The organism is Streptomyces sp. S3(2020) (assembly GCF_013044505.1).
Classification (GTDB): Bacteria; Actinomycetota; Actinomycetes; order Streptomycetales; family Streptomycetaceae; genus Streptomyces.
This window is the reverse complement of record NZ_JABERD010000269.1, coordinates 1-11311: the sequence shown is the minus strand read 5'-3', so window position 1 is coordinate 11311 and position 11311 is coordinate 1. Positions and strand designations below refer to the sequence as shown.

Below are 11311 nucleotides of genomic sequence, written 5' to 3'. Positions count from 1 at the left end.
TACCAGGGCAGCCCCACCCCGCCGTACGCGGGCGCCGCCTCCGGCGCCGGAAGCCCCGCCCCGCCGTACGCCGGCGGCACCTATGGCGCCGGCTGGGGTGCGGGCGGGACGGGTGTCCCTGGTGGCGGACCGCCGCCCCCGCCCTCGCCCTCCAAGAAGCGGCTCGCTGTCGTCGCGCTCGTCGTGGCCGCCGTGCTCGTCGTCGCCGGCGGCACCTGGCTGGCCGTCTCGCTGACCGGGGACGACGGTGGCGACGACACCGCCACCCCGAAGAAGCCGCCCACCTCCAGCGTGCCCAAGTCCTCGGCGCCGCCGACCGGGCCCGTGCTGCCGTACGGCGATGTCGTCGGGCTCAGCGAGCCCTTGGAGACCGGTGACTGTGTGCAGGCGGTCTGGTCGGGGACGCCGTTCAAGTCGGTGCCCAACCTGGGCAAGGTGAGCTGCTCCGAGGACTGGCCCGACGGTCAGGTCGTCGCGGTCGACACGGCCACCGACGCCGCGGACGCGGCCGCCGAGGGCGCCGGACGCTGCGCGAACCAGACGCGCGCGGTCGTCGACGCCCTGCCGGACGCGGCCGGCTACGCCGTCGTACCGACCAAGGAGGGCTTCACCGTGGCCAACAGCGGTACGGCATGTCTCGTACTCGGACGCCATGCCGCGATAGGCGGTGAAGTGGGCCGGTTCCGCGACGAGGGCTCCAATCTGTGGGTCGGTCAGATGAGTGTCGGCGACTGCTGGATCTACGAGGAGGGGGACGACGGCTACAACGCCCCGCTCACCGACTGCGTGAAACCGCACACGGACCAGGTCATAGGCATGGTCCAGGCACCCGGCGGCATGAACTACGAGAAAGGCGCCGACAACGCGACCAAACTCTGCGGCAACAAATTCGAGTCGACCTGGGCGCCGGGCTCGGAGCGGGCCGTGTTCGGCTGGGTCGCCGACGAGGACGACTGGAACCAGGGGTTCAAGAAGGCCGTGTGCACCGTGGGACGGACCGACAACACGAAGACGACCGGAAAGATACCCGCGCCCGGATCGGTCTGAGCCGCGGGCCGTGAGCGGGGGCGCGGGGGCAGTCCACAGCGGCGTCGGTCCCGCGTTCACCTCAGGTTCGCCTGGCCGCCGTCCGCGCGTGTCAACCTCCCGGGGCTGGACACGCGCGGACGGGGCAAAAGGGGGCAGGGGCGTCATGGAGAGGGGACCGGCGATCTTCGCGGGCGTGGTGTTCGCCCTGTTCGGAGGCGGGCTTCTGGTGTGGACCGCGGCCCGGGTACGGCAGCGCGAACCCGTCGCGCACGGTGTGAACCCGGTCGCATCGGCGACCCTCGCCGGTCTCGCCGCGGTGGTGGCGCTGGGCCTCGGCGCCTGGTGCCTCACCCGTATCTGAGGATCATGGAAAAGCCGAGGTCCCGGTAATCGGGAGGTCTCCCTCCGGTAAGGCTCGAAATAGCCGGTGGGTACTCCGGGCGGCAGGAATGGCGGTAGTCGGGTTACCGTTCGAGTGGCCGTTGCGGGCTTTTCCCGTTTGACACGGGGGCGGGATGTACCGTCACACTCCGCAGCGTCACCATGACCCGACCCCGGGATGAAGGCGCCTGGGGAGGCCCCAGCGTCGACCGGAGAGAAGAGCGAAGTTGTCCCCGACCAGCGAGACCGCAAAGGGCGGCCGCCGACTCGTCATCGTCGAGTCGCCTGCCAAGGCGAAGACGATCAAGGGCTATCTCGGCCCTGGGTACGTCGTCGAGGCGAGCGTCGGGCACATCCGCGACCTCCCCAACGGCGCCGCGGAGGTGCCGGAGAAGTACACCGGCGAGGTCCGCCGGCTCGGCGTGGACGTCGAGCACGACTTCGAGCCGATCTATGTCGTCAATGCCGACAAGAGGGCTCAGGTCAAGAAGCTCAAGGACCTGCTGAAGGACTCCGACGAGCTCTTCCTCGCCACCGATGAGGACCGCGAGGGCGAGGCCATCGCGTGGCACCTCCAGGAAGTGCTCAAGCCCAAGGTCCCGGTCAAGCGGATGGTCTTCCACGAGATCACCAAGGCCGCGATCCAGGCCGCCGTGGCCAACCCGCGCGAGCTCAACCAGAAGCTGGTCGACGCCCAGGAGACCCGACGCATCCTCGACCGTCTCTACGGCTACGAGGTCTCGCCGGTCCTGTGGAAGAAGGTCATGCCCCGTCTGTCGGCGGGCCGTGTCCAGTCCGTCGCCACCCGGCTCGTAGTCGAGCGGGAGCGTGAGCGCATCGCGTTCCGCTCCGCCGAGTACTGGGACCTGACGGGCACCTTCGCGACCGGCCGCGCGGGGGATTCCAGCGACCCCTCGACCCTCGTCGCCCGCCTCCAGAGCGTCGACGGCAAGCGGGTCGCGCAGGGCCGCGACTTCGACTCCCTGGGCCAGATCAAGGGCGCCAACACCCTCCACCTCGACGAGGCCAACGCCCGCGCGCTGGCCGCCGCCCTGGAGCAGACGCAGTTCGCCGTCCGGTCCGTCGAGTCCAAGCCGTACCGCCGCTCGCCGTACGCCCCGTTCCGTACGACGACGCTCCAGCAGGAGGCCTCGCGCAAGCTCGGCTTCGGTGCGAAGGCGACCATGCAGGTCGCGCAGAAGCTGTACGAGAACGGCTTCATCACCTATATGCGTACGGACTCCACGACGCTCAGCGACACCGCTGTCTCCGCGGCCCGTGCCCAGGTCACCCAGCTCTACGGCGCCGACTACCTGCCGTCCGCCCCGCGGACGTACGCCGGGAAGGTCAAGAACGCGCAGGAGGCGCACGAGGCGATCCGCCCCTCGGGTGATCGTTTCCGCACGCCTGCCGAGACCGGACTGACCGGCGACCAGTTCAGGCTCTACGAGCTGATCTGGAAGCGGACCGTCGCCTCCCAGATGAAGGACGCGGTCGGCAACTCCGTGACCGTGAAGATCGCGGGCACCGCCGCCGACGGCCGGGACGTCGAGTTCAGCGCCTCCGGCAAGACGATCACCTTCCACGGCTTCCTGAAGGCCTACGTCGAGGGCGCGGACGACCCGAACGCCGAGCTGGACGACCGCGAGCGCCGGCTGCCCCAGGTCAGCGAGGGCGACCGGCTCAGCGCCGAGGAGATCACGGTCGACGGGCACGCCACCAAGCCCCCGGCCCGCTACACCGAGGCCAGCCTGGTCAAGGAGCTCGAAGAGCGCGAGATCGGCCGTCCGTCGACGTACGCCTCGATCATCGGCACGATCCTCGACCGCGGCTATGTCTTCAAGAAGGGCACGGCACTCGTCCCGTCCTTCCTGTCCTTCGCCGTGGTCAACCTCCTGGAGAAGCACTTCGGGCGGCTCGTCGACTACGACTTCACCGCCAAGATGGAGGACGACCTTGACCGCATCGCGCGGGGCGAGGCCCAGTCCGTGCCGTGGCTGAAGCGGTTCTACTTCGGAGAGGGCACCGAGGGCGGCGCGGCGATCGCCGGCAACGGCGACGGGGACCACCTCGGCGGTCTCAAGGAGCTGGTGACCGACCTGGGCGCGATCGACGCGCGCGAGGTGTCGTCGTTCCCCGTGGGCAACGGCATCGTGCTGCGGGTCGGCCGCTACGGGCCGTACATCGAGCGCGGCGAGAAGGACTCCGAGGGCCACCAGCGTGCGGACGTGCCGGAGGACCTCGCCCCGGACGAGCTGTCCATCGAGCTCTCGGAGGAGCTGCTCGCCAAGCCGAGCGGTGACTTCGAGCTCGGCGCCGACCCGGAGTCGGGCCACCAGATCATCGCGCGGGACGGCCGCTACGGCCCGTACGTCACCGAGGTGCTCCCCGAGGGCACCCCGAAGACCGGCAAGAACGCCGTGAAGCCGCGTACGGCCTCGCTGTTCAAGTCGATGTCGCTGGACACGGTGACGCTCGCCGACGCGCTCAAGCTGATGTCGTTGCCCCGAGTCGTCGGCGCCGACGCCGAGGGCCAGGAGATCACCGCGCAGAACGGGCGCTACGGGCCGTACCTGAAGAAGGGCACGGACTCGCGCTCGCTCCAGACCGAGGACCAGCTCTTCACGATCACGCTCGAAGAAGCGCTGGAGATCTACTCCCAGCCCAAGCAGCGTGGCCGGGCCGCCGCCAAGCCGCCGCTGAAGGAGCTGGGCACGGACCCGGTCAGCGAGAAGCCGGTCGTGGTCAAGGACGGCCGCTTCGGGCCGTACGTGACCGACGGGGAGACCAACGCGACCCTGCGCTCCGGCGACAGCGTCGAGGAGATCACCCCCGAGCGCGGCTACGAGCTGCTCGCCGAGAAGCGCGCCAAGGCCCCCGCCAAGAAGACGGCGAAGAAGGCCCCCGCGAAGAAGGCCCCGGCCAAGAAGGCGACGGCCGCCAAGAAGACCGCCGCGAAGAAGACGACCACGGCCGCCAAGAAGACGACGGCGAAGACCACCGCCAAGAAGGCGACGGCTTCGAAGACGGCGTCCTCCGAGGACTGATCCGAGAACTGTTCCGAGGACTGACACGACTGAGTCGCGCCGCGGACCTTCACCTCGGGTTCGCAAAACGAACGCCCCGGCATCGGTTTGGTGTCGGGGCGTGCGCACGTTCGGATGGGCGCCGCAGGCTGTCGGTGCTGCCCGATAGGCTGAAAGCATGACGCGAGCCGAGCAGCCAACGGCCCACCACCCGGCCCCCGACGACGCCCTTGCCGCGGACTCCCGCGAGCGCGCCGTCCGCGCCCTGTTGCGCCGACCGCAGCTGAGGAGGTTGTGGAGCGCGCAGCTGGTGGGGGGTGTCGGCGACGTACTGGCCCTCCTGGTGCTGGTCGTCCTGGCCCTCCAGGCGGCGATCGCCGAGGGTTCCTTCGGCGGCGGCTACCGAGGCGTGGCGTTCGCAGTGGCGACCGTCTTCGGGGTGCGCATTCTGGCCACCCTGCTCTTCGGGGCGGTACTCCTCGGCCCGCTGACGTCCCTCACTTCCCAGGAGGGACCGCTCGACCGCCGCTGGACCATGGTCGGCGCCGACGCCGTGCGGACGCTGGCGCTGATCGTCGCGCCCCTGTGGATCGACTGGACGCCGGACAACGCACTGGCGGTCCTCCTGGTGACCGCCTTCGTGACCGGAGTCGCCGAGCGCTTCTGGACGGTGTGCCGCGAGAGCGCGGCGCCCGCCCTGCTGCCGGCCCCGCCGCCGGAGGGCGCGACCGTACGGCCGTTGCCGGACCACATGGACGCGCTGCGCCGCCTGTCGCTGCGTACGGGCTTCGTGGCGATCCCGCTCGCCGCCGCCGCACTGATCGCGGCCTCGCTGGTCAACAACCTGCTGGGCGCCGGCATCGACTGGTTCGCGCAGCACCAGGCGGCCCTCGCCTCGTATGTCGCGGCCGGTCTGTTCGCCGCGTCCCTGTCCGTGCTGACCTTCCTGGAACTGCCCGACACCCGCACTCCACGCGCGCGTTCCCCGCTGGAGGGCATGCGCCGCCCCAAGACGGGCACCGGCGTCGACAAGGGCCGCACCGGAGTGCTCCCGCTGCTGGTGCTGGCCTCCGCGGCCGTCGCCGGGGCGATCTCCGCCGCCGTCGCCGTGGCCGTGCTGCACGCCAAGGACCTGGGCGGCGGCCCGGTGACGTACGGCCTGCTGGTCCTGGCGCTGACCGGCGGGGTCGTCGTCGGCATCCGTACGGCGCCCAAGGTGCTGGTCTCGCTCTCGCGGCGCCGGCTGCTCGCGCTGGCGATCGCCTTCACGGGCATCGCGCTGCTGGCCGCGGGCCTGGTCCCGGACGTGACGACGGTGGTGCTGATCGTCGCGCTCGCCGGCATCGGCGCGGGCGTGGCCGCCAACACCGGGCACACACTCCTCGACCAGGAGGCCGAGGACTACCGGCGCGGGCGCACGACCGAGCATCTCCACGCGGTCGTACGGGTCTTCGTGGCGCTCGGCGCGGTGATCGCCCCGCTGGTGGCCGCGCTGATCGGGCCGCACCGGCTGGAGAGCGGCAAGTTCGTGTTCGCGCACGGCGGCGCCGCGTTCACGCTGATGCTGGTCGGCGCGCTGCTGCTGCCGGTGGCCGCGCTGGTCCTCGCCAAGGTCGACGACCGTTCCGGTGTGCCGCTGCGGCACGATCTGCGGGACGCGCTGCTGGGCGGCGACGACCCGGTGACGGCGCCCGCGTCCTCCGGCTTCTTCATCGCCCTGGAGGGCGGCGACGGGGCCGGCAAGTCCACCCAGGCCGAGGCGCTCGCCGAGTGGATAAGGGCCAAGGGCCACGAGGTCGTGGTGACGCGCGAGCCGGGGGCGACGCCCGTCGGCAAGCGGCTGCGGTCGATCCTGCTCGACGTGTCCAGCGCCGGGCTCTCGCACCGCGCGGAGGCGCTGCTGTACGCGGCCGACCGCGCGGAGCACGTGGACACCGTGGTGCGGCCCGCGCTGGAGCGGGGCGCGGTCGTGATCTCGGACCGCTACATCGACTCGTCCGTCGCCTATCAGGGAGCGGGCCGCGACCTGTCCCCGACGGAGATCGCCCGCATCAACCGCTGGGCGACCGACGGACTGGTGCCGAACCTGACCGTGCTCCTCGACGTGTCCCCGGAGATCGCCCGCGAGCGGTTCACCGAGGCGCCGGACCGGCTGGAGTCGGAGCCGGCGGAGTTCCACGCACGCGTGCGGTCCGGGTTCCTGACGCTGTCCGCCGCCGACCCCGGGCGCTATCTCGTCGTCGACGCGGGCCAGGAGCCCGAGGCCGTCACGACCGTCGTACGCCACCGGCTCGACCAGCTCCTGCCGCTCTCCGAGCAGGAGATCCGTGAGCAGGAGGAGGCCCGGCGCAAGGCCGAGGAGGATGCGCGCCGCAAGGCCGAGGAAGAGGCGGCGCGCAAGGCCGAGGAGGAGCGCCTGGAGCGTGAGCGCCAGGAGCAGCTGGAGCGGCTGCGCGCCGAGGAGGAGGAGCGCAAGCGGCGCGAGCTGGAGGAGGCCCAGCGGCGCGAGGCCGAGCGGCAGGCGGAGGAGGCCCGGCTGCGGGCCGAGGAAGCGCGCAAGCGTGCCGAGGAGGAGCGGGCCCGGCTCCTCGCCGAGGAGAAGGCGCGGGCCGAGGAGGAAGCGCGGCGCAAGGTCGAGGAGGAGCGGCGCCGCAAGCAGGCCGAGGAAGAGGCCCGGCTGCGGGCCGAGGCCGAGGCGCGGCGGGTGGAGAAGCAGCGCAAGGCCGAGGAGGCGCTGCTGCGGGCCGAGGAGGCGCGACGGCTCGCCGAGCAGGCCACGGCGGCCGCGGAGGCGGGGCCGAAGAAGCCGGCGCCGCCTGCGGCCGCCCCTCCGGAGGCGGCGACCGTGCCCACGCCGGTGGTGACGCCGACGCACACGTCGGGCGGGCCGGTGGAGGAGACGACCGTGCTGCGGCCGGTGCGGGACGAGAAGCCTCCGGTGCGGGAGGAGAAGCCCGAGGGGGCCGCCGACAACGAGGTGACGGCCGAGCTGCCCAAGCCGCCGGCCGGGGCGGTTGATGAGACGGCGGTGCTGCCGCCTGTCGTGCCGGGTGCGGTTGACGAGACGGCTGTGCTGCCTCCGGTGAGGGCCGCCGATGAGACGGCGGTGCTGCCGCCCGTCGTGCCGGGTGCCGCCGACGAGACCGCTGTGCTGCCGCCGGTTCCGGGTGAGGCTCCCGCGGATCGGGTGCCGCCGGGGTTCTTCCGGGAGGACCAGGCGGGGCCGGACGGGACCGAGGACCGTACGCGGGAGATGCCGCAGGTCGACGAGGCGGGGGCGCCCCGGCGGCGGGCGCGGTCCGACTGGGCCGAGGAGACGCCGCTGGACGACCTGCCGTCGCTGGCGGACGAGCTGCTGGGCCCGCGTGAGGGTGACGAGTTCGGCGACGGGAACGGGCGACGGGGGCGGGGACGCCGGGGCTGAGGCCTGGCGCTCGGTTGCCCGCTTGCCCGGGTCGTCCGGTCGTCCGGGTCGCTTGGTCGTCCGAGTCACCAGGTCGTCCGGTCGTCCGGTCGATTCCATGACGGAGGCCCGTTGTCAGTGCCACCCCGCACAATGGACTCCGCACCCCCCACCGTGACGAAAGGGCGGCACCACCCATGACCGTCTGGGACGACCTCGTCGGCCAGGAGAAGGTGAGCGAGCAGCTCGGGGCCGCCGCCCGGGACGCCGACGCGCTCGTCACCGCGGCCGGCACCGGCGCCCCGCCGCCCGAGGCGTCGAAGATGACGCACGCGTGGTTGTTCACCGGTCCGCCCGGGGCCGGCCGGACGCAGACCGCGCGGGCCTTCGCCGCCGCGTTGCAGTGCGTGAGCCCCGACCGCGCGCTCGGCGGGGTCCCCGGGTGCGGGTTCTGCGACGGGTGTCATACGGCGCTCATCGGCACGCACGCGGACGTCACCACCGTCGCCGCCGTCGGCACGCAGATCCTCGCCGACGACATGCGGGACACCGTCCGCAAGTCGTACACCTCTCCGGCGACCGGCCGCTGGCAGGTGATCCTCGTCGAGGATGCCGAGCGGCTGAACGAGAAGTCGGCCAACGCGGTGCTCAAGGCCGTCGAGGAGCCCGCTCCCCGTACCGTCTGGCTGCTGTGCGCCCCGTCCATCGAGGACGTCCTGCCCACCATCCGCTCCCGCTGCCGGCACCTCAATCTGCGCACACCCTCCGTCGACGCGGTCGCCGACCTCCTCGTCCGACGGGAAGGCATCGAGCCCGGCGTGGCCGCGGCCGTCGCACGGGCCACACAGGGGCATGTCGACCGGGCCCGACGGCTGGCCACCGACCCCGCCGCGCGGGAGCGCAGGGCCGCCGTGCTCAAACTGCCGCTCCGCGTCGAGGACATCGGCGGCTGCCTCAAGGCCGCCCAGGAGCTCGTGGACGCGGCCGCCGAGGACGCCAAGCTGCTCGGGGAGGAGATGGACGGCAAGGAGACCGAGGAGCTGAAGGCGGCGATGGGCGCGGCCCAGGGCGGGCGGATGCCGCGTGGTACGGCGGGGGTGATGAAGGACCTGGAGGACAAGCAGAAGCGGCGCCGGACCCGTACCCAGCGCGACAGCCTCGACCTCGCCCTGACCGACCTCACCGGCTTCTACCGCGACGTCCTCGCCCTCCAGCTCGGCTCCCGGGTGGCGATCGCCAATGAGGACTCCCAGGACGCTCTGGAACGACTGGCTCGCGGCAACTCCCCGGAGTCGACGCTGCGCCGGATCGAGGCGATCGCCGCCTGCCGCGACGCCCTCGACCGCAACGTGGCGCCGCTGCTCGCCGTCGAGGCGATGACGATGGCGCTCAGAGCGGGCTGAGCCACCGAACCGCGGTATCGCGGTATCGCTCGCGAACGATCAACAGGAGGTTGACCAGGTACCTCGTACGAGCCGCAAGGTGCACGGAGGGCAATCGGAAGGCTGCGCAGAGTTACGCTCGGTCGATGCACATCAGGCGCAGTCTCCGCCCGGCACACCCGATCGACCCGATCGACCCGCCGCGTCACCGGCGTTCGCGCACCGGCGGTGCCCTCCTCGCCGTCGCCGCGCTGGTCGTGTCCGCCTGCTCGGCGGGGAGCGGTTCGGCCGGCTCGGCCGCGGAGGCGGCGGCGCTGGCCGCGTTGCCGAAGTCCACGCCGGCCGCCCTGTCGCAGTACTACGGGCAGAAGCTGAACTGGCGCAGCTGCGGGGTGCCCGGTTTCGAGTGCGCCACGATGAAGGCACCGCTCGACTACGACAACGCGGGCGACGGTGACGTACGCCTCGCGGTCGCCCGCAAGAAGGCGACCGGCTCCGGCAAGGCGCTCGGCTCGCTGCTGGTGAACCCGGGCGGACCGGGCGGCTCGGCGATCGGCTACCTCCAGGCGTACGCCGGGATCGGCTACCCCGCCGAGGTCCGCGCCCGCTACGACATGGTCGCGGTCGACCCGCGCGGCGTCGCCCGCAGCGAGCCCGTCGAGTGCCTGGACGGGCGCGACATGGACGCGTACACGCAGACCGACACGACACCCGACGACGAGGAGGAGACCGAGGAACTCGTCGCCGCGTACCGGAAGTTCGCGGAGGGCTGCGGAGCTGACGCGCCCGAGCTGCTGCGGCATGTGTCCACCGTCGAGGCGGCGCGGGACATGGACATCCTGCGGGCGGCACTGGGCGACGGGAAACTGACGTACGTCGGGGCGTCGTACGGAACCTTCCTCGGGGCGACGTACGCGGGCCTCTTCCCGGACCGGGTGGGCCGGCTGGTCCTGGACGGCGCGATGGACCCGTCCCTGCCCGCACGGCGTCTGAACGTCGACCAGACGGCTGGGTTCGAGACGGCGTTCCAGTCGTTCGCGCGGGACTGTGTGCAGCAGCCGGACTGTCCGCTGGGCACGAAGGTGGGCGCGGTCGGCAGGAACCTCAAGGCGTTCTTCGAGAAGCTCGACGCCCGGCCGATCCCCACGGGTGATGTGGACGGCCGCAAGCTCGGCGAGTCCCTCGCGACCACCGGGGTCATCGCGGCGATGTACGACGAGGGTGCCTGGGCGCAGCTGCGCGAGGCGCTGACCTCGGCGATGCGGGAGAACGACGGTGCGGGGCTGCTGGTCCTCTCCGACAGCTACTACGAGCGGGACGCCGACGCCCGCTACTCGAACCTGATGTTCGCCAACGCGGCGGTGAACTGCCTGGACCTCCCCGCGGCGTTCAGCTCACCGGAGCAGGTGCGGGACGCGCTGCCCGAGTTCGAGAAGGCGTCCCCCGTCTTCGGCGAGGGCCTGGCCTGGGCCTCGCTGAACTGCACGTACTGGCCGGTGAGGGCGACGGGTGAGCCGCATCGCATCACCGCGAGGGGCGCCGCCCCGATCGTGGTCGTCGGCACCACCCGCGACCCGGCCACCCCGTACCGCTGGGCCCGCGCCCTCGCCACCCAGCTGTCCTCCTCCCGCCTCCTCAGCTACGAGGGCGACGGGCACACCGCCTACGGTCGCGGCAGTGTCTGCATCGACTCCACGATCGACAGGTACCTCCTCCGAGGGACCCCGCCGACCAAGGGAAAACGCTGCTCATAGACCCTCTGCGGGTATGCCCACCGGCCCCGGAACCCCCGCCTCCGAGGCCGGTACGGAGCACCCTCGGAAACTGTGTAGACTTACCGACGTTGCTGATCGCACCATAGTGCGGACGGCGCGCCGCCTTAGCTCAGATGGCCAGAGCAACGCACTCGTAATGCGTAGGTCTCGGGTTCGAATCCCGAAGGCGGCTCTTTTCAAGCCCAGCTCAGACACTGTCTGAGCTGGGCTTTTGCGTTCGGTGGGGGTTGTGGTCCGGGCGGACATATCCCGTTCGGCGCGGCACGATGGGAGGGGAGGTGGGTGATGAGTGGTTACTCCGGTACGCCCCTGGCG

5 protein-coding genes, 1 tRNA gene and 1 pseudogene are annotated in these 11311 nt (G+C 71.9%); all 7 read left to right on the top strand.

Annotation, left to right across the window (positions count from 1 at the left end; genetic code table 11):
• A pseudogene (locus HLK59_RS43975) lies at positions 1-1047 on the top strand (septum formation family protein); the annotation flags it as partial.
• Between the two features lie 145 nt (positions 1048-1192).
• Positions 1193-1390 carry a hypothetical protein gene (locus tag HLK59_RS43970; protein WP_171147281.1) on the top strand — a complete coding sequence of 66 codons (198 nt, stop codon included), beginning with the start codon at positions 1193-1195 and terminating at the stop codon, positions 1388-1390.
• A gap of 247 nt (positions 1391-1637) precedes the next feature.
• On the top strand, positions 1638-4457 hold the full coding sequence (gene topA / locus HLK59_RS43965; RefSeq protein WP_171147280.1) for a type I DNA topoisomerase: 2820 nt from the start codon (positions 1638-1640) through the stop codon (positions 4455-4457).
• A gap of 157 nt (positions 4458-4614) precedes the next feature.
• Positions 4615-7860, top strand: coding sequence for a dTMP kinase (gene tmk / locus HLK59_RS43960; protein WP_171147279.1), 3246 nt, complete (start codon positions 4615-4617; stop codon positions 7858-7860).
• 176 nt (positions 7861-8036) lie between these two features.
• Complete coding sequence (locus HLK59_RS43955) at positions 8037-9242, top strand: DNA polymerase III subunit delta' (protein ID WP_171147278.1); 1206 nt, start codon at positions 8037-8039, stop codon at positions 9240-9242.
• 125 nt (positions 9243-9367) lie between these two features.
• Entirely contained in the window at positions 9368-10975 is a 1608-nt protein-coding gene (locus HLK59_RS43950) for an alpha/beta hydrolase (protein WP_171147277.1), read from the top strand.
• A gap of 119 nt (positions 10976-11094) precedes the next feature.
• Positions 11095-11168 (top strand) — tRNA-Thr (locus tag HLK59_RS43945).
• The last annotated feature ends 143 nt before the right edge of the window (positions 11169-11311 follow it).

Bases quoted from the DNA above. Each gene is read 5' to 3' on its own strand.
- HLK59_RS43970 (WP_171147281.1), top strand. From the start codon at position 1,193: ATGGAGAGGGGACCGGCGATCTTCGCGGGCGTGGTGTTCGCCCTGTTC.
- tmk (WP_171147279.1), top strand. From the start codon at position 4,615: ATGACGCGAGCCGAGCAGCCAACGGCCCACCACCCGGCCCCCGACGAC.
- HLK59_RS43955 (WP_171147278.1), top strand. From the start codon at position 8,037: ATGACCGTCTGGGACGACCTCGTCGGCCAGGAGAAGGTGAGCGAGCAG.
- HLK59_RS43950 (WP_171147277.1), top strand. From the start codon at position 9,368: ATGCACATCAGGCGCAGTCTCCGCCCGGCACACCCGATCGACCCGATC.